The organism is Methylobacterium sp. 174MFSha1.1 (assembly GCF_900116815.1).
GTDB lineage: Bacteria > Pseudomonadota > Alphaproteobacteria > Rhizobiales > Beijerinckiaceae > Methylobacterium.
In genome coordinates this window covers 1-20,151 of the sequence record NZ_FPCB01000026.1, presented here as the reverse complement: position 1 = coordinate 20,151, position 20,151 = coordinate 1, and the positions used below count along the sequence as shown (strand labels likewise).

Here is a 20,151-nt window from a genome sequence, read left to right as displayed (position 1 = left end):
GATGACGACGAGGCAGGCGCCGCGCGGGGGCGGTTGGAAGGGCAGCCAGGGCAAGGGCGGGCCGGGTAGAGGCGGCTTCGGCAAGGGCGGCTTCGGCAAGGGCGGGCCCGGTCGCCGGTTCGGCGACGAAGCGCGGGACGAGCGCGAGGATCTGACGGTGCTGTACGGCTGGCACCCGGTCTCCGAGGCTTTGCGCAACCCGAAGCGGGAGTTCCGCCGGCTGCTCGCCACCGAGAACGGGGCGTTGCGTCTCGCGGAAGAGGTGGGCGAGCTGCGCATCACCCCCGAGATCGTCAAGCCCGGCGCCATCACGGGGCTGCTCGGGCCGGACGCGGTGCATCAGGGCCTCTATCTCGAGGCCGAGCCCCTGGCGGGACCGGCCTTCGACGCGCTGCCCGACGATGCGGTGCTGCTCGCCCTCGACCAGATCACCGACCCGCACAATGTCGGCGCCATCGTGCGCACGGCGGCGGCCTTCGGCGTCACCGCCATCGTCACCACCGCCCGGCACTCGCCGACGGTCACCGGGGTGCTCGCCAAATCCGCCTCGGGCGGGCTCGAGCACGTGCCGTTCGTGGTGGTGCGCAACCTCGCCGAGGCCCTGATCGAGCTCGGCGAGCGCGGCTTCACCCGGGTCGGGCTCGATTCCGACGCGCCCGAGACCCTCGATGCGGTGGGCCCGAAGACGCCGCTGGTGGTGGTGCTCGGGGCCGAGGGCAAGGGCCTGCGCCAGCGCACCCGCGAGTGCTGCGACGTGATGGCTCGGATCCCGTTCCGGGGCGCGATCCAGAGCCTCAACGTCTCGAACGCCGCCGCGATCACCCTCTACGCCCTGATGCCCCGCGCCTGAGAGTCCAGAGGCGCGGGACGTTCCCGGGCGTCAGCGCCAGAACGGTCGGACGTCGATCAAGGCCTCGTGCGCCGTCGCAGCCTCGGCGAGCAGGTGCTGGTTACGCGCCTCGGTGTCGGCGGTGGCGAGGCCGGCGGCGAAGACCGCGCCCTCCGGCGCGCCACGGGCGAGCTCGGCCGCCAGGGTGTGGGCGGTGGCGATGTCGTTGAGGTCGCCGAGATGGTCCTGGAGGTCGGCCAGGGCTTCCACGAAGGCGGCGTGGCGCTTCGAGGCCTTCTTGCCGGTGTAGAGCGCCGCGAAGAACTCCGCGCCGTAGCGCAACTTCTTGGCGGCGATCCGCACCCTGTGGCGCTCCTCGGGGTCGAGGTCGGCGAGGTGGCGACCGCGCTTCTTCACCTGGCGGCGGCGGCGCTCCAGCTCCTCGGTGGCGAAGGCCTTGGCCGGGCCGTCGCGGCGGGCCGCGTGCGGGTTGTCGGGGCCGAGCCAGGGGCCGGCCTCTATCCAGGCGACCAGGTCGAGGAGGCAGTCGCGCCACGCGCGGCTCTCCAGCACCGCCCGCACCGCGTCGTGCGCCGCCGCGCGCTCGGTCTCGAGGTGGCGCTCCAGGATCAGGAGACCGCTCTCGTCCGGGCGCCGCTCGCGCTCCCGCGGCAGGGTCTTGCCGAGATAGACGTCGAGGTTGCGGGCGTGCCCGAACGGCTCGCTCAGGCGCTTCAGCTCCGCCTTGATGGCTGGGACCCGCCGGTCCTCGATCACGCCGCCGAACAGCGAGAAGGCCGAGCGCAGGCGGCGCAACGACACCCGCAGCTGGTGCAAGGCCTCGACGTCGCGACGGGCGAGCAGCACGGTCTCGTTGAGGCGGGTCTGGCGCAGGCAGGCGAGGGCCACGGCCTGGAACGCCTGGGCGGCATTCATCTCGGGATCGAGCGGCACCGGCTCGGCTTTCACGGCGCGGCCGAGCCGGCCCCCGATCAGGAAGTCGCCGCGCTCGGACTTGCTCAGCACGCCGAGGCGCAGGGGCACGTCGGCGCCGAGCGAGCGGGCGAGGTCGAACAGGGCCGCGGGCGCGCCGCCGGTCAGCTCGAACTCGATCTCGCTCACCGGGGAGACCCGGTCGTCCGGCCCCCAGACCCGGCCGCGGTCGAGGGCGACTTCGATGCGGCTGCCGGCCGGTCCGGTCTCGGCCAGGCAGCGCGCGCTGCGGGTCACCGTGGCGGTGTAGAGGGGGCTGAGCTCCGTCGCGCCGTCGAGGATCTTCGCGATCGGGGTGCCGGCGAAGGACGCGGGCTCAGGATTCGGCCCGGCGACGGCGCTCTCCCATTCCGGCCGGTCGAACAGGCCGACCGCGCCGTTGCCCCGGGCCTTCACGGTCTGGATGTGGCGGTCGCCGTCCTGGCGCACCCGGAGGGTGTAGCCGGCCTCGCGCAGGCGGCCGTCCGGGGTGTCGAAATAGGTCGAGCTCAGCTCGGTCTCGGTCCAGTCTCCGGCGAGCAGGGGATGCTCCCGCAGGCGCGCGATGTCGGAGGCTTCGACATCCAGCTTCAGCTCGGTCTCGCGCGGTTCGCTCATCACGGCGGTCCTGGTCTCCCGTTCGGGCTCCCACCGGGTGGGAGTGCAGCGGAAATCATGGACGAGGCCGAAAAGTTTCGCAAAGGCCGCGGCGAACCGCCCGTTATCCGTGGGTCAGCTGCGCGAAAGCGCGCCCGGGCGGGGGGCGTCAGCGCTTGCGCAGGTGGGCGAGGAGCTTCTCGGCCCCGGTTTCCGGCGGTCCGTCGTTCATCACCACGAGGTCGGCGGTGACCGGGGCCGAGCGCGAGAGCCGTGCCCCGAGATCGCCGTCCTCCGGCCTGCCGCGGGCGGCGAGGCGAGCGGCCAGCACCTCCGGCGGCGCCGTGACCTCGACCACGGTGACGCCGGGCAGGCGCCTTCGCGCCTCGGCCACCACCCGGCGCGAGACGTTGCAGACCACCACGTGCCCGGCGTGGGCGAGCGACGCGGTCGTCGCCGGGAGCGCGTAGCCGAGGTCGTGGGCGCGCCAGGACAGGGCGAAGCGGCCCGCCGCCTCGCCGGCACGAAACTCCGCCTCGCCGATCGGCTCGTTGTCCTCGTGCTCCGAGGGCGGGCGGGTCACGAGGCGGCGCGGGAAGACGTAGCGGGGCTCGCCCGCCAAGGCCTCGCGGGCGAGGCGCAGGAGGGTGTCCTTGCCGGCCCCGCTCGGGCCGACGACGAGGACGAAGCCACCGGTGCCCATCACGCCACCCGCCGTCCCTGGCGCCACACCTGCCGCACCACCGGCACGCCCTCGGCGAGGCGCACCCGCACGAGGTCGGCGCGCAGGGTCGTGGCGATGCGGCCGCGATCGTCGAGGCCAGTGGCCCGGGCCGGGTTGGCGGTCACCGTGGCGACCGCCTCCGGCAGGGTGATCGAATCGACCCGCTCCGGCAGGCTGAACGCCGCCATCATCAGGCTCGCCGGGACGTAGTCGGAGGAGAGCACGTCGAGCAGGCCCTCCCGGGCGAGGTCCTCCGCCGCGACATTGCCGGAATGCGAGCCGCCGCGGATCAGGTTCGGGGCGCCCATCATCACGGTGATGCCGGCCTCGCGGGCGGCGCGCGCCGCCTCCATCGTCGTCGGGAACTCTGCGAGCCGCACGCCCTCTCCCTTCGCCATGTCGACGTCGGCGAGCGTGGTGTCGTCGTGGCTGGCGAGCGCGATGCCCTGCTGGCGGGCGAGCGCGACGAGGGCCGGGCGGTTGATCGCGTTGAAGGCCTCGCCGTCGCGGATCTTCATCGCGGTGTTGGCCTGGATCTCGACGATCGAGCGGCCGCCGCGGGTCGCGTAGGTGTAGTACTTCTCGATGTCGCGGAACTGGCGCTGGCCCGGCGTGTGGTCCATCAGCGAGATCAGCCCGACGGGGTAGCGCGCGGTGAAGTCCCTGACGGTCTCCATCAGGTCGGCGGAAGGGATCTCGCAGCGCAGATGCGTCAGGTGCTCGGCGCGAAACAGGTCGGCGCCCTTGGCGGTGGCGATGGCGCCGGCGAGCTGCATCAGCTCGGGGCCGAGGCCGCTGCCGTCCGGGTCGCTGCCGGCGCGCAGCGAATCGAACACCGTGGTGATGCCCGAGGCCGCGATCTGCGCGTCGTAGGCGAGCACGGCGCCGAGCGGGTGCCAGCGCACCTTCGGGCGGGGGGCGTAGTGGCTCTCGAGATGGTCGGTGTGCAGCTCGACGAGGCCCGGGATCAGGTGGTCGCCGTGAAGGTCGAGGCCGCGCTCGGGGGCGCGGCCCTCGCCGATCTCGGCGATGCGGCCATCGGCGATGGCGAGCCAGCCGCGCTGGACCCGGTCGGGCAGCACCAGGGTGGCGTTCTCGAGGATCCGGTCTTCCATGGAAATCCCCTCCTTTGTTAAGCCGCGCGCTTCTGCGCGAAGGCGGTGACGTCGACCACCCGGGTCGCCACTGCCTCGCGCACGTCGGTGTCGTGGAAGATGCCGAGCAACGCCGCGCCGGCGGCCTGGCGGGCGCGGATCAGCTCCACCACCACGGCGCGGTTCTGCGCATCGAGGGAGGCGGTCGGCTCGTCGAGGAGCAGGACCGGCCGCTCGGCGATCAGCCCGCGGGCGATGTTGACCCGCTGCTGCTCTCCCCCTGAGAAGGTCGCGGGCGGCAGGTCCCACAGGCGCTCGGGCAGGTTGAGGCGCGAGAGCAGCTCCTCGGCACGGGCGAGCGCGCGGTCGGCGGGGAGGCCGCCCTCGCGGCCGGCGGAGGCCACCACCTCGCGGGCGCCGACCCGCGGGATCACCCGCAGGAATTGCGACACGTAGGAGATCGTGCGGCGGCGCAAGGCCAGCACCTCGCGGGGCGAGGCGGAGGCGACGTCGATCGTCGTCCCGCCGTCGCGCACCAGGATCTCGCCGCGGTCGCAGCGATAGTTGCCGTAGGCCATCTTCAGGAGCGAGGACTTGCCCGCGCCGGACGGCCCGCCGAGCACCACGCACTCGCCCGGATGGACGGCGAGGTCGGCGCCCGCCATCACCGGCAGCTGCACGCCGCCGCGCAGGTGCAGGGTAAAGGCCTTGGCCACGTCGCGGAATTCGAGAGCGGGCGTCATGCGGCGAGCACCGAGGAAACGAGGAGCTGGGTGTAGGGCTCGGCGGGATCGTCGAGCACCTGGTCGGTGAGGCCGGTCTCGATCACCCGGCCGGCGCGCATCACCATCACCCGGTGCGACAGCAGCCGGGCCACCGCGAGGTCGTGGGTGACGATGATCACCGCGAGGCCGAGCTCGGCGACGAGGCCGCGGATCAGGTCGAGGAGGCGGGCCTGCACCGAGACGTCGAGCCCCGAGGTCGGCTCGTCCATCAGCACCAGGCACGGGCCGGTGACGAGGTTGCGGGCGATCTGGAGCCGCTGGCGCATGCCGCCGGAGAACCGCGTCGGCGGGTCGTCGACCCGGTCGGCGGCGATCTCGACCTTGGCGAGCCAGTCGAGCGCCGTACCGCGGATGTTGCCGTAGTGGCGCGCCCCCGCGCCCATCAGCCGCTCGCCGACATTGCCGCCGGCCGAGACCGCCATGCGCAAACCCTGCCGCCCCTGCCGCGCGTCCTGGCGCACGAAGCCCCAGTCGGTCCGCATCAGGGCCCGGCGCTCGGCCTCGCTCAAGGCGGCGAGGTCGCGCATGACCCCGTCGCGCATCCGGTAGCCAACGCTGCCGGCATCGGGCTGAAGCTCGGTGGCGATGAGCGAGAGCAGCGTCGACTTGCCGGAGCCCGACTCGCCGACGATCGCCAGCACCTCACCGGGATCGAGATCGAAGGACACGTCGGCGCACCCCAGGCGGGCACCGTAACGCTTGGTCAGGCCGCGGGCCTGGAGCAGGGCGTCGCTCATGCGGTCTCCTCCGCGTCGCGGGTGAAGGGGGGATCGAGCCGGAAGCTGTAGCCGTATCGCTCGAAGCCGAAGCTCTCGTAGAAGCGGTGGGCCGGCTTGGCGTCGACGTTCGAGGACAAGGCGAGCTTGTAGCAGCCCTTCTCCGCCGCGAGCCGGCCGGCCTCCCGCATCATCCGCCGGCCGAGGCCGGTGCCGCGCTCGGCCTCCGCCACCACCACGCTCTCGACGAGGGCGGAGGGCATGCCCCAATGGGCGATGTTGTCGAGGATCACGAGGCAGAAGGTGCCGACGATCCGGCCGTCAATTTCCGCCACGTAGAGCCCGTAATCGGGATAGGCGTCGAGCCGCGCGAGCAGGGCCTCGGCCTGGGGCAGGGGGGCGACCCGGCCGTGATTCAGCTCGCCGTAGAGGCCGAGCACGGCCGGCAGGTCGGGCTTTTCCGCCCGGCGGACGACGAAGTCGGTCATCACGAGGTCAGGCACGCGCCGCCTCCTCGACGCCGCCGGTGCCGGTATGCCCGTCGGCGCGCCGCTCCTCGCAATGGTCGGTGTCCGAGCAGACGAACATCCGCCCGCCGGCATCGTCGAGCAGCACCTCGTCGAGATAGACGCCCTCGGCGCCGCAGAGCGCGCAAGGCTTGTCGAAACGCTGGACCCGGAACGGATGGTCCTCGAAGTCGAGGCTGCGCACTGTCGTGTAGGGCGGCACGGCGTAGATCCGCTTCTCGCGGCCGGCGCCGAACAACTGGAGGGCCGGACTGTCGTCCATCTTCGGGTTGTCGAATTTCGGGGTCGGCGAGGGGTCCATGACGTAGCGGCCCGCGACCTCGACCGGATAGGCGTAGGTGGTGGCGATGTGGCCGTGGCGGGCGATGTCCTCGTAGAGCTTGACGTGCATCAGCCCGTACTCGGACAGGGCATGGAGCTGGCGCGTCTCGGTCTCCCGCGGCTCGAGGAAGCGCAGGGGCTCGGGGATCGGCACCTGGTAGACGAGGACCTGGCCCTCATGCAGCGGCGCCTCCGGGATGCGGTGGCGGGTCTGGATCACCGTGGCCTCCCGGGTGCGGGTGGTGACGGCGACGCTGGCCGTGCGGGCGAAGAAGGCGCGGATCGAGACCGCGTTGGTGGTGTCGTCCGAGCCCTGGTCGATGACCTTGAGCACGTCGGCGCGCCCGAGGATCGCGGCGGTGACCTGCACGCCGCCGGTGCCCCAGCCGTAGGGCATCGGCATCTCGCGGGAGGCGAAGGGCACCTGGTAGCCGGGGATCGCGATCGCCTTGAGGATCGCCCGGCGGATCATCCGCTTGGTGCCCTCGTCGAGATAGGCGAAGTTGTAGCCGGTCTCAGAGCCTGTTTGAGGGCCTTTGGCGGTCGTCATTCCGCGGCCTCCTTCATCTCGGTCTCGGAATCGGGCGCCGCGCGTTTCGCGGCGTGCTCGGCGCGCAGGCGCCGCACCAGTTCCAGCTCGGCCTGGAAGTCGACGTAGTGGGGCAGCTTCAGGTGCTCGACGAAGCCGGTCGCCTGGAGCGCGTCGCAATGCGCCAGCACGAATTCCTGGTCCTGGGCCGGGGCGCCGACCGGCTCGCCGAGTTCTTCCGCCCGGAGCGCCCGGTCGACCAGGGCCATCGCCATCGCCTTGCGCTCGCTCTGGCCGAAGGCGAGGCCGTAGCCGCGGGTGAACTGGGGCGGCACTTCGGCGCTGCCATGGAACTGGTTGACCATCTGGCACTCGGTCAGCGCCACCTCGCCCAGCGGCACCGGAAAGCCCAGCTCCTCCGGCACGAACTCGACCGCCACCGTCCCGACCCGGATCTCGCCGACGAAGGGGTGCGTGCGGCCGTAGCCACGCTGCGTCGAGTAGCCGAGCGCCAGGACGAAGCCCTCGTCGCCCCGCGCCAGCGCCTGGAGGCGGAGCGCCCTTTCGGCCGGGAAGTCGAGCGGCTCGCGGGTGAGGTCGCCCGGCGGGGTGCCGTCGTCGGGGGCGGAAGGCTCGATCAGGCCGTCCTGGCGGAGTAGATCGGTGACCCGCGGCGCGTGGGCGGCATCCGCCAGCGGCTCGGCCTCCTCGGCTGCCGGCGTCTCGCCCTCGGCGGCGAGCGTGAAATCGATCAGCCGGTGGGTGTAGTCGAAGGTGGGGCCGAGCACCTGGCCCCCGGGCAGGTCCTTGTAGGTGGCGGAGATCCGGCGGCGCAGCGTCATGGCGCCGGTCTCGACCGGCTCGGAGGCGCCGAAGCGGGGCAGGGTGGTACGGTAGGCCCGCACCAGGAACACCGCCTCGATCAGGTCGCCGCGCGCCTGCTTGAGCGCGAGCGCCGCGAGGTCGGGATCGTGCAGCGAGCCCTCGGTCATGACCCGGTCGACGAGGAGCGCCATCTGCTCGCGGATCTGCGCCACCGACAGTTCGGGAACGCGCGCGTCGCCCCGGCGGGTCTCGGCGAGGAGCCGGTGCGCGTTGGCGATGGCGGCCTCGCCGCCCTTCACGGCCACGTACATGGCGGTTAGCCTCCGGTGACGCGGGTGGAGCGCGGCAGGGCCGCGAGCCGGCCGGGCGCGACAAGGATCAGGTCGACCCCTTGCGGGAAGCCGGCGTGGTTGCGGGCGAGCCGGTCGCCCATGTCCGCCGGCAGCGGCGCGGCGAAGAGCGTCGCGCTGCCCTTGATGCCCGGCCCGTCGAGGCGCCAGCCCGCGCGGTCCGAGAGGTCGGAGACCGCCAGCACCAGGGTGGCGGAGCGGTCCGGATAGGCCGGCGTGCCCTGCGCGAAGACGCTGAAATCGGGGCAGGCGGCGGGGTCGGAGACCAGCGCGAAGGCGGCGTCGAGCGGGTCCGTGGCGATGCGTGCGCCGGTATGGAAGCGCAGGAACTCCGCCACGGCCGGGTTTTTCGCGAGCGCCGCGTCGAGCCAGAGCGGCGCGTCGGCGTCAGCGAGCGCCAGGGCGATGGAGGCGAGTTCAGGCGTCAGCGGGCCTGAGGGTGCCAGCTCCGTCGCGAGGGGCTGGATCGTGCCGGGGCGCGCGAGGGCGTCCATCACGGCGCGGAAGACGCCCTGGGCGTCGTGGACGGGATCGGCAAAGCCGCGGGCGAGCATCAGTCTTCGCCCCATCAATCCTCTCCTCGGGCCATGGTGAAGAAGTTCACCCGCGTCGCCGCGATCCGGCGCGCTTCCGCCGAGCGCTCCTCGGCCCGGCGGGTCGCGACGGGGGCAAGCGCCGCCTCGACCGCCGCGCGCCGCTCCCGGACCTGCCACAGCGCGTCGAGGGTCGCGGCGAGCCGCGCCTTCGCCCGGTCGCGGCCGAGATGGTAGGCGAAGCCGGTCTCGCCGGTCCCCAGGCGGACCGCCGCCCGGGTCACCGTCGCCTCGCCGAGGTTGAACGGCTGCCCGTCGCCGCCGATGCGGCCGCGGGTCATCACCAGCCCGGTCTCCGGCGGGCGCAGATCCTCCGGCGCGTCCACGGCGCCGAGCGCGGAGAGCGCGTCGCGCAGCTCCTCCGCGCGGGCCTCGCCGCAGAGCGCCATCACGGCGCGGCGGCCGGCGAGATCGGGCGTTTCATCGGGAGATGGGGTATGGTCGGGCATCGGGTCCGCCTGCTGGCTTCCGTGCTGTCGTGTGGCCTTGCGGTTGTCTAATGGTATAGATAACCGACAACCGAGGAGCAAATGAAACTTGGATGACGGTATGAGCGCAGGGAGCGACGGTCCGGTGACGGATGGGCAAGTGACCGACGGCGGAGTGACGATCCTGGCGCGGGGCGAGGGCCTGGCGGCGTGGCGCCAGATCGCGGACGGGCTCACCGCCGACATCGAGGCCGGCCACCTCGGCCCCGGCAGCCAATTGCCGACGGAGGCGGCGCTCGCGGCACGCTTCGGCGTCAACCGCCACACCGTGCGCCGGGCGCTGGCGGCGCTCGCCGAGCGCGGGCTGGTGCGGGCGACGCAGGGCCGCGGCACCTTCGTGGAGACGCCGCGCCTCGCCTATCCGATCGGCCGCCGCACCCGCTTCTCGGAGATCGTCAGCAAGGCCGGCCGCGAGGCCTGGGGCGACCTGATCGCGGCCGACAGCGTGCCGGCCGATCCCGGCACCGCGGAGGCCTTGGGGCTGGCCCCCGGCTCGGCCATGCTCGCATTGCTGACCATCCACCGCGCCGACGGCACGCCGCTCTCGACCGCCCGCACCTGCCTGCCGCTGCCGCGCTTCGACGGTTTCGCGGCGGCCTACGCGGCGCTCGGCTCGCTCACCCGCGCCTACGCGGAGTTCGGCATCGCCGACTACACCCGCCTGTCCACCCGCATCACCGCCCGCCCGGCCGCCGCCGACGAGGCCGCCCGCCTCGACCTCGCGCCCGGCCGGGTCCTGATCGTGCTCTCGAGCGTCAACGTCGATGCGGCGGGCGTCCCGATCCAGGCGACGCAGAGCCTGTTCGCGGCGGACCGGGTGGAGCTGGTGGTGGAGGGGTAGGGGCTCACTGGTTCACCGTGAGCCTCCCCGACTCGCCCGACAATACTGACACCCTCCGTGTCGTCCCGGGGCTCGCCGAAGGCGAGAACCCGGGATCCATAACCACCGACGTGGGCGGGCGAGGCGGATCGTGCGCCGCTTCATCCTGCATCGTCGGCGTTTATGGATCCCGGGTTCTCGCCTTCGGCGAGCCCCGGGATGACACGGCGGGTGTGAAACCCGGGGGAGCCCATCGAACAGGCGCAGGGGGAGGGACTTCCTCGAACTTCCTGCCCTCGAGGCAGTTACCCCCGCGCCTCTCGCCGGAGCCCCCGATGCCCACCCGTCCGATCGTCGCCGCCCTGCTCCTCCTCGCCGTCGCGGTGCCGCTCGGCTGGCCCGCGCCCGCGCAGGCCGGGCCGGCGCAGGATTACCAGTACCAGCGCCGGCAGCTCGGCCGGGGCCAGGTTTGCCGGCCGCCGCTGAAATTCGCGGCTGGCGCCTGCGTGCGGCGCTGCCCGGCGGGCTACCAGGACAACGGCGGGTATTGCCGCCTGCGCAACATGGTGCGCTGACGGGCGCGGCCCTACTTCGTCGCCTTCACCAGCGGGCAGCCGCCCTCGGTGAGCGGCCGGAACGCCTCGTCGCCCGGCACGGTGGCGACGAGCTTGTAGAGGTCCCACTCGCCCGTCGATTCCTTCGGCGTCTTCACCTGCATCAGGTACATGTCGTGGACCATGCGGCCGTCCTCGCGGATCCGGCCGTTCGTCGCGAACATGTCGTTGACCGGCATCTCGCGCATCTTGGCGATCACGGTCTTGGCGTCGTCGGTGCTGGCCGCCTGCACGGCCTTGAGGTAGTGCAGCACCGAGGAATAGACGCCGGCCTGGTGCATCGTCGGCATCAGCCCGGCCTTCTCCTTGAAGCGGGTGCCGAAGGCGCGGGTCTCGGGCGTGCGGTCCCAGTAGAAGGCGGTGGTCAGGAGCAGGCCCTGCGCCACCTCGATCCCGAGGCTGTGGACGTCGTCGATGTTGATGAGGAGCGCCAGCAGGGTCTGGCCGCCCTGGACGATGCCGAATTCGTGCGCCTGCTTGATGGCGTTGACGGTGTCGCCGCCGGCATTGGCGAAGGCGACGAGCTTGGCGCCCGAAGCCTGCGCCTGGAGCAGGAACGACGAGAAGTCGGCGGTGGCGAAGGGCGCACGCACCGTGGAGACCACCTTGCCGCCGGAGCGCTTCACCTCCGCGATGGCGTCGCGCTCCAGCGCGTGGCCGAAGGCGTAGTCGGCGGTGACGAAGGCCCAGGTGTCGAGCCCCTTCTTCACCGCGGCGTTCCCGGAGACGTGCGACAGCGCGTAGGTGTCGTAGGTCCACTGGATGCCGGTGGGCGAGCATTGCGGCCCGGTGAGGTCCGAGGTGCCGCCGCCCGAGACGATCAGCAGCCTGCCCTTCTCTTTGGCGACCTGCTGCACCGCGAGCGCCACCGAGGAGGTCGGCACGTCGAGGATCACGTCGACGCCCTCGCGGTCGTACCATTGCCGGGCGATGTTGGAGCCGACATCGGGCTTGTTCTGGTGGTCGGCGAAGACGACCTCGATCGGCTTGCCGTCGAGGTTGCCGCCAAAATCCTTCACCGCCATCTCGGCGGCGATCACCGAGCCGCGGCCGGTGGAATCGGCGTAGACGCTCGACATGTCGTTGAGCACGGCGAGCTTGACCTTGCCGTCGCTGAGCCGCGGCTCGGCGGCGCGGACGGGGCCGGCGAGCGCCACCAGGGACGCGGCGGCGAGGAGCAGGGTGCGAAAGGGGGTGGCGGGCATCGCGGGCGTTCTCCCGGGCGCGCGTGCCGCTTCTCGGCGAGCGGATCGTGGCACCCGGGGCCATGAGAGAGTGTGGGGCGGCGGCGCGCAAGCCCCGGGACTTGATCGAACAGGCCTGCGCCCGCGAGCCTCTTCAGGCCTTGGCCGGCCCCGCCTCGGCGAGGGTGGCCCAGGCCGCCGCCTCGTCTTCGAGGTCGAACGTCTTGGTGTCCACCGGCAGCACCGTCCCGGACAGGTTGATCATCGCGCGGGCGAAGGCCGGCGCGCCGACCACCACGTATTTGCGGATATGCGCGACCGAGCGGGCCATCACCGAGGTGGCGTAGCCGTCGAACCGCGCGCCGAGATCCGAGCCCTCGTAGTTCGACATGATGAGCAGCATGTCGATCGTGCCATGCGTCTTCATGGCGTCGTCGGTGATCGCGGACATCCACTCGATGTCGGGCTTGGTGATCCGGTCCTTGACCTCGAAGGCGATGAGGTCGGGCCGCGGGGATTCGCGCCGGACGACCGACCCGTCGGGGCTTGCATTCATGACGACCTCGCGACGCCGCGCGCAAGAGACGATCGGGACGATGGCGGCGCGTGGCGGGAGAACGGCCTTCGCGCCGTTTCGATCCCGCGACCCGCGGTCCCGATCCGCGCGGATCGGCCGCTCGGGGACTCGGCGCGGGGCGGCCCGGCGCACCCGGCCGACCGCCTGGTCACCGGCGAGGCGCAGGCCGGGCCGCGCCGGGACCGCGCTCCTTGCGCCGCCTCAGGTCGGCGCGCCCGGCTCGGGGAGAGCGCGGGCGACGTGGCGCAGCTTGTCGGGGTTGCGGGTGATGTAGATCGCGGTGATCCGGCCCGCCTCGATCGCGAGCGCCGTGGTCTGGACGAGGCCGCCGCGCTCGCGGCTGACATAGCCCGGCAGCCCGTCGATCCAGAGGGGCGCGACCAGCGCGGCCCGGTTCGGTCCCCACTTGCGCCGGACCCCGGCGAAGAGGCGCAGCAGGCGCTCCAGCCCGGCGATCGGGTTGCGGAAGGCCAGGACCTTGCCGCCTCCGTCGGAGTGCAGCACCGCGTTCCGCGCCAGCAGGCCGCGCAGGGCCGCGACGTCGCCGCTCGCCGAGGCGTCGAAGAAGGCGCGGGCGATCCGCTCGCCCTCCTCCCGCGCCACGGGGAAGCGCGGCCGGGCCGCGCGCACGTGGCGGCGCGCCCGCACCGCGAGCTGGCGCACCGCGGCGGCCTCGCGGCCCAGCGCGTCCGCCACCGCGCCGAGCGGCAGGTCGAACACGTCGTGGAGCAGGAAGGCCGCGCGCTCGAGCGGCGACAGGCGCTCCAGCGCCAGCATCAGGGTCAGGGTGAGGTCGTCCTCGTCCACGCCCTCCGCCTCCGGCTCGACCAGCGGCTCGGGCAGCCAGGCGCCGACATAGGTCTCCCGCCGGGCGCGGGCCGACTTCATCTGGTCGAGGCAGAGTCGGGTCACGATGCGGGCAAGGAACGGGTAGGGCGCCGCGACCGCGCTCCGGTCGGCCGCGACCCAGCGCAGCCAGGCCTCCTGCACCACGTCCTCGGCCTCGCTGCGCGCGCCGAGCATGCGGTAGGCGATGCGCAGGAGCCGGGGCCGGTGGGCCTCGAAGGTGGCGGTCGCAGCGTCGGATCGCGACAGGGTGCGGGGGCGGCGCGATCCCGCGACGGCGGGATCCTCGCAGGGGGGCGAGGAGGCGGTCACGGCCGGTCCGGCACCGTCAGCGCGCGATCCTCCGTGTCGACGACGAAGACCGCGAGCAGCCTGGAGGCTTGCGTGGTGCTGGCATTGGCGCTGACGGCGTGATGGTCGCCCGGCTGCTCGACGAAGCTCTCGCCGGCCCGGTAGACCCGCTCCGGCCCGTCATTGACGCGGCTGCGGATCGCGCCCTCGATCACCGTCGCGGTGATGAAGGCCGAGGCGGCGTGCCGGTGGGCGGGGGAGGACCCGCCCGGCCCGTACTCGACGAGGACGCCGCGCAGGCTCTTGCCGGGCACGGTCGGCAGGGGATGGTCGAAGACCGTCGTGACGCGGGCCTCGCCCGCCCGCAACTCCGCCGCGGCGGCCGGGGCAGCGGCCCCGGCGGGAATGCCGGCCAGGGAACCGGCGAAGAGCCCGGCGAGAAGACGAATACCGATGAGCGTCCGGCGCATGGGATCCTCCGTCGGTCAGGCCGTCGCCAGCCAGGTCTCGAACCGCGTCGGCCCGAGCCGCGCAGCGGACGCGTCGGCGGGAACGAGGGATCCGCGCTCCAGCCTGGCACCGAAATAGCGCGCCGCCCGGTCGGCCGACACCGTCCGCCCGTCGCCGGCGGCGGCGATGCGGCGGGCGACGAAGTCGCGGAACGGCGCCCGGTCCGGCCCCGCGATCTCGACAATCCCGTTCGCGGGCGCCGCGACCGCCACCTCGGCGAGGGCGGCCGCGACGTCGGCCGCGGCGATCGGCTGGAAATCGGCATCGGGCACGACGAGCCGGTCGCCCGCGACCGCCGCCTCGGCGATCGTGGCGACGAACTCGTAGAACTGCGTCGCGCGGACGATCGTGTAGGGCAGGCCGGCGGCCGCGATCAGCCGCTCCTGCGCGAGCTTCGCCCGGAAGTACCCGTTCCCGTCGAGGCGGTCGATGCCGACGATCGAGAGGGCGACGTGGTGGCGGATGCCCGCCCGCCGTCCGGCCTCGAGCAGGTTGCGGCTCGACCGCTCGAAGAAGTCGAGCACGGATTCGGGCTCGAAGGACGGCGCGTTCGCCACGTCGACCACCACCGCGGCCCCGGCGAGCGCCTCCGCGAGGCCCTCCCCCGTGAGCGCGTTCACCCCCATGCTCGGCGAGGCGGCGACCGCCTCGTGCCCCAAGTCCCGGAGGTGCGCGGTCACCTGCCTGCCGATGAGCCCGCTTCCCCCGATCACCACGATCTTCATGACACCCGTCTCCTTGCGTGGAACGGGCGATCACCCGTTCGACGACAGGACGAGGCAGGGGGTCGGGATCGTGACACGCGGCCGAGAAAAATTCGGCCAGCCCCGGCCTTACGCCGGCAGCACCACCACCTTCGTCTTCACCGGAGTCTGGTTGTAGAGGTGGATCATGTCCTGGCTCAGCAGGCCGACGCAGCCGCTGGTGATGCCCGAGCCGATCGATTCCGGGTCGCTGCTGGCGTAGATCGTGTAGAGCGTGTAGGCGCCGTTCTGGTAGAGGTGCAGGGTGCGGGCGCCGAGCGGGTTGTCGAGGCCGCCCGGCATGCCGCGGGCGTATTTTGCCGCCTCCGGCTGGCGCCGGATCATCTCCTTGGGCGGGGTCCAGGTCGCCCACTCGCTCTTGCGCCCGACATAGGCGTCGCCGCTCCACCGGAACCCGTCGCGGCCGACATTGGCGCCGTAGCGGGTCGCGCGGCCGCCTTCCTCGATCCGGTAGACGTAGTAGTTGGCCGGATCGACCACGATCGTGCCGGGCGCCTCCTTCGAGGCGTATGGCACGGTCCGGCGGTAGTATTTCGGGTTGACCTTGCTGACGTCGACCGCCGGGATCGGAAACTTCTCCGTCGGCACCGGCCCGTAGAGGGCCGAGGCGTCGGCGAGGCTCATCCCGTCGGTGGTCGCGCAGCCGGCGAGACCGAGCCCGCCCAGGCATGCCGAGCCGAGCAGGAACGACCGGCGGTGCAAATGCGAGGGCGCACCATCCCGCTGCGCGCTGGCCCCGGCGCTTCCCGTCCTCACGATCATGGTTTTCGGACTTTCCGTATCCCGTTGCCCGACGAGGAGACGGTATTGCTGCCCGAAGGCCACCGACCGTCGTGATCGCCCGGCGGACCCTGCCGCCCCATGGCCACGCTGGCAAGGGGCGCTTCGGCCGGTCCGACGCGTCGCGGATGACGGTGACCCGGCCCGGAACGGGCTCCTCGGGCGTTGCCGCCCTCGCGGACAGCCCCATCTGTCGTCGGAGAGCAACACCGCGGGAGAATGTGCGATGCGCTTCGAACTCTACCGGGACGGCAAGGGCGAGTGGCGCTGGCGGCTGCGGGCCGAGAACGGCGAGGTGGTGGCCGATTCGGGCGAGGGCTACGTCCGCCGCGAGGATTGCGAGCACGGCATCGCCCTGGTGAAGGGCGCCGCCAACGCCCGGGTGGTCGACATGACGCTCAAGATGGCCTGACGGGGCCCGATCTCACGCGGCCTCGGAGCCGAGCTTCCGGATGTCGGCCCCGGCCGCGAGCGAGGCCGATGCGTCGAGGATCTCCAGGGCAACGAGGCGGCCATCGGCATCGAAATCGAGGATCAGGCCCGGCTTGACCTCTTCGCTCTCGGCGATCTGAGCATCGGCGAAGCGCACGTAGAGAGCGTCGGCTTCGTCGTCATATCGGAGTTTCACGTCACACGCCTCCGCCGGTCCAGGAACGTCGTCACGATGATGCAGCCATCGGGCGCCGGCTTGTATACCACGCAAAGGACGCGACCGCCGCATTCCGGTACCGCGGCGAAGGCCCGGAGGAGGGCCGGATCCCTCCCATCCGGCTCCACCTGGTCGGGCCGACGAACCGTTCGTTCGATCCATTCGGGGTCCAGACCCCGTTCCACCATCACGGTTTGGGCGTGGTGCGTGTACGTCACTCGCATCTGCCGTTCGTCTCTCGTCGGGACAGCCTCGGATGGACGGTAGCAAGGTCTCGTTAAGCATCGGCTTACGTTCGCGGCGCCGATCCGATGCCTGTCGCGCACGAGCCGCGCAACGCTTTTCCGCCCCCGCGCGTTTCCGCCGTCCATGCCTCCCCTCGGAGGCGCTCTCGCACGAGTAGGAACCGACGACGTGCTGAAGACCGTGATTCTGGCTGCCGGCCTGATCCTTGGCGGTGCCGCCGCCCTGCCGCAGGGCGCGACCGCCGCCCCGCTGAGCGAGACGGCTGCCGCTCCGGCCGCGACCTCCGCGCCGACCGCCTGGGCGCAGTACGGGTACTACGGCCGTCACCGCCACTGGGGCCCCCGCGGCTACGGCTACGGCTACCGCCGCCATTTCGGCCCGCGCTACGGCTTCGGCGGCCCGCGCCATTTCGGCCATCGCCACTGGGGCGGCCACCGCGGCTGGGGCCACGGCCCGCGCGGCTATTACCGCGGGTTCTGATCCGCTTCGACGGCCGGCCGCCCCATACGGGGCGGCCGTGCCGCAATCTCGCCGCATCTATGACCTTGGCTGTAAGGGCCTGGCCGTTCCGGCGGCCGGGCTTGGCTCATGGCGGGTCCGCTCGAGCGGCGGCCCCGCCCCACAACCAAGGGGAACCGGAATGCCGCACACCATCGCGGAGCGCCGCCGGCGCGTCGAAGCGCAGCTTCAGGACTACGAGCGGATCCTGGCGGAGATCCGCTCCTCGGCGGGCCTCGGCGCCAACAGCCGCGCCCTCCAGCTCCAGCACGCCCGTCTGATCTCGGACGCGCGCCTCGAACTGGCGTCGCTCGACGCCGAGCTCGCCAGCCTCTAACGGCAGCCCAATCCGGTCCCGCGGCGTCACGCGGGACCCTTCAGGGCGTCGCGCGCCGCGTCGTAGAACGCGACGATGTCCTCCGGGTAGATCTGCACGCCCGGCACCGCCAGTTCGGCCCGGGACCACCAGCGATGCTCGGCCAGCACCTCGACCTCGTGCGGCGTCCAGCCGTCGCGGCACAGGGGATCGCTCCCGGCCCGCACCGCGAAGAAGCGCTCCCGCGCCCGGACCGATTCGCCGTCGGGCATCTTCATCGCAAAGCTGCGCTCGCCGAGCAGCGGTGCAGTCGCCGGGCAGGGGAGTCCGGTCTCCTCGCGCAGCTCCCGGATTGCGGCTTCGGCAAAACTCTCGCCCGGCTCGACGCCGCCGCCCGGCGTCGCCCAGTATACCTCCCCGGCGAGTGCGCCGGTGCGGAAGGCGAAGCGGAACAGCAGCAGCCGGTCTTCGCCGTCGAGGACCAGGAGCCGGGCGGCGGGGCGTTCGCGCAAGGGCACCGTCGATCCCGTGTCACGCCCGTCCATCGCACGACCTCGGCAGGGAGAGCTGCCGCGCACCCTTAGCGGGTTTCGAGGGAAGCTGCACCACGGGCCGAGACACCCGTGTTGACACCTGAAAACGAATGAACGATCGTTTCAATCGAAGGGCCGCTCGACGGTCCACAAACGATCACGGGTGGAACCGCCGATGCTGCAGCGTGCGGACAGCTACGCCGACCTCGTGGCGCAATTCCGCTGGCGGATTCCAGCCCGCTACAACATCGGCACCGACGTCTGCGACCGGCACGCCCCGGGCAATCCCCTGGCGCTGATCCATCTCGACGCCGACGGCGCGGTCCGGCGATACGGCTTCGACGACCTGCGCCGTCTGTCGAACCGCTTCGCCAACGTGCTGGCGGCGCACGGCCTCGTACGCGGCGACCGGATCGGCGTGCTGCTGCCGCAATCGCCCGAGACGGCGGTCGCCCACATCACGGGCTTTCGCGCCGGGCTCATCACCATCCCGCTCTTCGTGCTGTTCGGCCCCGACGCGCTGGCCTACCGCCTCGGCAACAGCGGCGCGAAGGCGGTGGTGACCGACCGGGCCGGGGCCGCGCTGCTCGCCGGGATCCGCGATCGACTGCCAGCGCTCGAGCGGGTCTACTGCATCGACGGGCCGGCGGACGGGGCGCAGGATTTCCACGCGCTCGTGGCCCGGGCCTCCGACGCCTTCGTGCCGGTCGACACCGCCGCCGACGACCCGGCGGTCATCATCTACACCTCGGGCACCACCGGCGACCCGAAGGGGGCGCTCCACGCCCACCGGGTGCTCCTCGGCCACCTGCCGGGGGTCGAGATGCCCCAGCGCTTCCTGCCGCAACCCGGCGACCGGTTCTGGACTCCGGCGGACTGGGCCTGGATCGGCGGCCTCCTCGACGTGCTGCTGCCGGCCCTGCACCACGGCGTGCCGGTGGTCTCGCACCGGGCCAGGAAATTCGATCCCGAGGCGGCGTTCCGGCTGATGGCCGAGCACGAGGTGCGCAACGTCTTCCTGCCGCCCACCGCCATGAAGCTGATGCGCCAGGCCCGCACCACCCCCTATCCGGGCCTTGCCTTGCGCTCGGTCGGCAGCGGCGGCGAGAGCCTGGGGGCGGAGATGCTGGCCTGGGGCGAGGCGGTGCTCGGCGTGCCGGTCAACGAGTTCTACGGCCAGACCGAGTGCAACCTCGTCGTCTCCTCCTGCGCCGACCTGTTTCCCGCCCGCCCCGGCGCCATGGGCCGGCCGGTGCCGGGTCACGACGTGCGCATCGTCGACGGCGACGGGCAGGTGGTTCCGGACGGGGCCACCGGCCACATCGCGGTGCGCCGGCCTGACCCGGTGATGTTCCTCGGCTACTGGCAGAACCCGGAGGCGACGGCGCGCAAGTTCATCGGCGACTGGCTGATCACGGGGGATCTCGGCCGGCGCGACCCGGACGGCTTCCTGTGGTTCGTCGGCCGCGACGACGACGTGATCACCTCGGCCGGCTACCGGATCGGCCCCGGCGAGATCGAGGATTGCCTGCTGCGCCACCCTGCCGTCGCCATGTGCGGCGTCGTCGGCGTGCCGGACCCGGTGCGGACCGAGGCGGTGAAGGCCTTCATCGTGCTCAAAGACGGGGTCGCGGGCACGCCGGAGCTCGCCCGCGAGATCCAGGACTTCGTACGCACCCGGCTCGCCGCCCACGAATATCCGCGCCACGTCGCCTTCGTGGAGGAACTGCCGATGACCGCGACGGGGAAGATCATCCGGCGGGCGCTGCGGGAGCGGGGTGGGGCGTGACGATGATGTCGACGACAGATCGATCGATCGCCCGATATCAGACACACCTCGTCATGTATGGACGGCCCCCGTTTCGCAAGGGTTTGTGAGCATCGGTTTGAGCCAGTCGGTTCAGGAGCAGTCATGTATCCGGCCTCTGATGCCGTCGTGCCGCCGCGGTTGATGCGACGAGGACGACGGCGGGCCACCAAGGGGTGCGCACAAGCGTTCCTTGCGAAGAACCAGGCTCCCAACATCCCGACGCGCTGTGACGCGCGATGACGTGGCGGAGTGTCCTGGTCCCAGGTCCCTCATCCTGCTCTGGCCTTGGCCGTGCTTACAGCTCCTTGCTCACCGAAGGTCGCGTCCCGCCGCTCCTCAAGCGGCGGCGGGACGCGACCGGCC

Annotated in this window: 26 protein-coding genes; 7 read left to right on the top strand and 19 right to left on the bottom strand. The window is 72.3% G+C overall.

The annotated features are described in order from the left end of the window. Window position 1: 1 nt before the first annotated feature. Complete coding sequence (gene rlmB / locus BM430_RS21995) at window positions 2-850, top strand: 23S rRNA (guanosine(2251)-2'-O)-methyltransferase RlmB (RefSeq protein WP_093569386.1); 849 nt, start codon at window positions 2-4, stop codon at window positions 848-850. A gap of 30 nt (window positions 851-880) precedes the next feature. On the opposite strand, the gene BM430_RS21990 is transcribed toward rlmB, so the two are convergent. The 10 genes from BM430_RS21990 to phnG form a co-directional block, all read right to left on the bottom strand. After that, entirely contained in the window at window positions 881-2,419 is a 1,539-nt protein-coding gene (locus BM430_RS21990; RefSeq protein WP_093569385.1) for a CYTH and CHAD domain-containing protein, read from the bottom strand. 148 nt (window positions 2,420-2,567) lie between these two features. Continuing rightward, a complete protein-coding gene (gene phnN, locus BM430_RS21985) occupies window positions 2,568-3,101 on the bottom strand; it encodes a phosphonate metabolism protein/1,5-bisphosphokinase (PRPP-forming) PhnN (RefSeq protein ID WP_093569384.1) in 534 nt (177 codons plus the stop codon). Beyond that, a complete protein-coding gene (locus BM430_RS21980; RefSeq protein ID WP_093569383.1) occupies window positions 3,101-4,237 on the bottom strand; it encodes an alpha-D-ribose 1-methylphosphonate 5-triphosphate diphosphatase in 1,137 nt (378 codons plus the stop codon). Before BM430_RS21980 ends, phnN begins: the two co-directional genes overlap by 1 nt. 17 nt (window positions 4,238-4,254) lie before the next feature. Then, complete coding sequence (gene phnL / locus BM430_RS21975; protein ID WP_093569382.1) at window positions 4,255-4,959, bottom strand: phosphonate C-P lyase system protein PhnL; 705 nt, start codon at window positions 4,957-4,959, stop codon at window positions 4,255-4,257. Next, complete coding sequence (gene phnK, locus BM430_RS21970) at window positions 4,956-5,738, bottom strand: phosphonate C-P lyase system protein PhnK (RefSeq protein ID WP_093569381.1); 783 nt, start codon at window positions 5,736-5,738, stop codon at window positions 4,956-4,958. Before phnK ends, phnL begins: the two co-directional genes overlap by 4 nt. After that, a complete protein-coding gene (locus BM430_RS21965) occupies window positions 5,735-6,220 on the bottom strand; it encodes a GNAT family N-acetyltransferase (protein WP_244539610.1) in 486 nt (161 codons plus the stop codon). The genes phnK and BM430_RS21965 overlap by 4 nt, the downstream gene beginning before the upstream one ends. Further along, window positions 6,213-7,115: an alpha-D-ribose 1-methylphosphonate 5-phosphate C-P-lyase PhnJ gene (locus tag BM430_RS21960; protein ID WP_093569380.1), complete on the bottom strand. Its 903-nt coding sequence runs from the start codon at window positions 7,113-7,115 to the stop codon at window positions 6,213-6,215. The genes BM430_RS21965 and BM430_RS21960 overlap by 8 nt, the downstream gene beginning before the upstream one ends. Beyond that, window positions 7,112-8,230, bottom strand: coding sequence for a carbon-phosphorus lyase complex subunit (locus BM430_RS21955; protein ID WP_093569379.1), 1,119 nt, complete (start codon window positions 8,228-8,230; stop codon window positions 7,112-7,114). Before BM430_RS21955 ends, BM430_RS21960 begins: the two co-directional genes overlap by 4 nt. 5 nt (window positions 8,231-8,235) lie before the next feature. Further along, window positions 8,236-8,838, bottom strand: a complete 603-nt coding sequence (phnH, locus tag BM430_RS21950) for a phosphonate C-P lyase system protein PhnH (RefSeq protein WP_244539609.1) — start codon at window positions 8,836-8,838, stop codon at window positions 8,236-8,238. Beyond that, window positions 8,838-9,251 carry a phosphonate C-P lyase system protein PhnG gene (gene phnG, locus BM430_RS21945; RefSeq protein WP_093569377.1) on the bottom strand — a complete coding sequence of 138 codons (414 nt, stop codon included), beginning with the start codon at window positions 9,249-9,251 and terminating at the stop codon, window positions 8,838-8,840. The genes phnH and phnG overlap by 1 nt, the downstream gene beginning before the upstream one ends. 199 nt (window positions 9,252-9,450) lie before the next feature. Between phnG and phnF the strand changes: the two genes are divergently transcribed. Together phnF and BM430_RS21935 are read left to right on the top strand one after the other, a co-directional pair. Then, a complete protein-coding gene (phnF, locus tag BM430_RS21940) occupies window positions 9,451-10,191 on the top strand; it encodes a phosphonate metabolism transcriptional regulator PhnF (RefSeq protein WP_244539608.1) in 741 nt (246 codons plus the stop codon). 314 nt (window positions 10,192-10,505) lie between these two features. Beyond that, window positions 10,506-10,745, top strand: coding sequence for a hypothetical protein (locus BM430_RS21935; RefSeq protein WP_093569375.1), 240 nt, complete (start codon window positions 10,506-10,508; stop codon window positions 10,743-10,745). Between the two features lie 11 nt (window positions 10,746-10,756). Here the strand turns inward: BM430_RS21935 and BM430_RS21930 are convergent, their stop codons facing one another. The 6 genes from BM430_RS21930 to BM430_RS21905 all read right to left on the bottom strand — a co-directional run bounded on the left by BM430_RS21930 (window position 10,757) and on the right by BM430_RS21905 (window position 15,718). Beyond that, complete coding sequence (locus BM430_RS21930; protein WP_093569374.1) at window positions 10,757-11,989, bottom strand: ABC transporter substrate-binding protein; 1,233 nt, start codon at window positions 11,987-11,989, stop codon at window positions 10,757-10,759. 133 nt (window positions 11,990-12,122) lie between these two features. After that, the gene (locus BM430_RS21925; RefSeq protein WP_093569373.1) at window positions 12,123-12,524 is read right to left on the bottom strand and encodes a SpoIIAA family protein; all 402 of its coding nucleotides are present in this window, start codon (window positions 12,522-12,524) and stop codon (window positions 12,123-12,125) included. A gap of 222 nt (window positions 12,525-12,746) precedes the next feature. After that, window positions 12,747-13,640 (bottom strand): sigma-70 family RNA polymerase sigma factor, encoded by an 894-nt coding sequence (locus BM430_RS21920; protein ID WP_093569437.1) that lies wholly within the window; start codon window positions 13,638-13,640, stop codon window positions 12,747-12,749. Window positions 13,641-13,699: 59 nt separating this feature from the next. Then, window positions 13,700-14,152 (bottom strand): cupin domain-containing protein, encoded by a 453-nt coding sequence (locus BM430_RS21915; RefSeq protein WP_093569372.1) that lies wholly within the window; start codon window positions 14,150-14,152, stop codon window positions 13,700-13,702. Between the two features lie 15 nt (window positions 14,153-14,167). Further along, window positions 14,168-14,917: an SDR family oxidoreductase gene (locus BM430_RS21910; protein WP_093569371.1), complete on the bottom strand. Its 750-nt coding sequence runs from the start codon at window positions 14,915-14,917 to the stop codon at window positions 14,168-14,170. A gap of 108 nt (window positions 14,918-15,025) precedes the next feature. After that, window positions 15,026-15,718, bottom strand: a complete 693-nt coding sequence (locus BM430_RS21905) for a L,D-transpeptidase (RefSeq protein ID WP_093569370.1) — start codon at window positions 15,716-15,718, stop codon at window positions 15,026-15,028. Between the two features lie 244 nt (window positions 15,719-15,962). Here BM430_RS21905 and BM430_RS21900 point away from each other — a divergent pair, with 244 nt between their 5' ends. Continuing rightward, window positions 15,963-16,148 carry a YegP family protein gene (locus tag BM430_RS21900; RefSeq protein ID WP_093569369.1) on the top strand — a complete coding sequence of 62 codons (186 nt, stop codon included), beginning with the start codon at window positions 15,963-15,965 and terminating at the stop codon, window positions 16,146-16,148. A gap of 12 nt (window positions 16,149-16,160) precedes the next feature. On the opposite strand, the gene BM430_RS21895 is transcribed toward BM430_RS21900, so the two are convergent. Both BM430_RS21895 and BM430_RS21890 read right to left on the bottom strand, forming a co-directional pair. Beyond that, window positions 16,161-16,364: a DUF2283 domain-containing protein gene (locus BM430_RS21895; protein WP_093569368.1), complete on the bottom strand. Its 204-nt coding sequence runs from the start codon at window positions 16,362-16,364 to the stop codon at window positions 16,161-16,163. Then, entirely contained in the window at window positions 16,361-16,609 is a 249-nt protein-coding gene (locus BM430_RS21890) for a DUF4258 domain-containing protein (protein WP_093569367.1), read from the bottom strand. Before BM430_RS21890 ends, BM430_RS21895 begins: the two co-directional genes overlap by 4 nt. Before the next feature lie 190 nt (window positions 16,610-16,799). Between BM430_RS21890 and BM430_RS21885 the strand changes: the two genes are divergently transcribed. Both BM430_RS21885 and BM430_RS21880 read left to right on the top strand, forming a co-directional pair. Continuing rightward, a complete protein-coding gene (locus BM430_RS21885; RefSeq protein WP_093569366.1) occupies window positions 16,800-17,111 on the top strand; it encodes a hypothetical protein in 312 nt (103 codons plus the stop codon). 160 nt (window positions 17,112-17,271) lie between these two features. Further along, complete coding sequence (locus BM430_RS21880) at window positions 17,272-17,466, top strand: hypothetical protein (RefSeq protein WP_093569365.1); 195 nt, start codon at window positions 17,272-17,274, stop codon at window positions 17,464-17,466. Between the two features lie 26 nt (window positions 17,467-17,492). Here BM430_RS21880 and BM430_RS21875 read toward each other — a convergent pair whose 3' ends face one another. Beyond that, on the bottom strand, window positions 17,493-17,990 hold the full coding sequence (locus tag BM430_RS21875; protein WP_244539607.1) for an NUDIX hydrolase: 498 nt from the start codon (window positions 17,988-17,990) through the stop codon (window positions 17,493-17,495). A gap of 163 nt (window positions 17,991-18,153) precedes the next feature. Between BM430_RS21875 and BM430_RS21870 the strand changes: the two genes are divergently transcribed. Then, entirely contained in the window at window positions 18,154-19,767 is a 1,614-nt protein-coding gene (locus BM430_RS21870) for an acyl-CoA synthetase (RefSeq protein ID WP_093569364.1), read from the top strand. Window positions 19,768-20,151 lie beyond the last annotated feature (384 nt).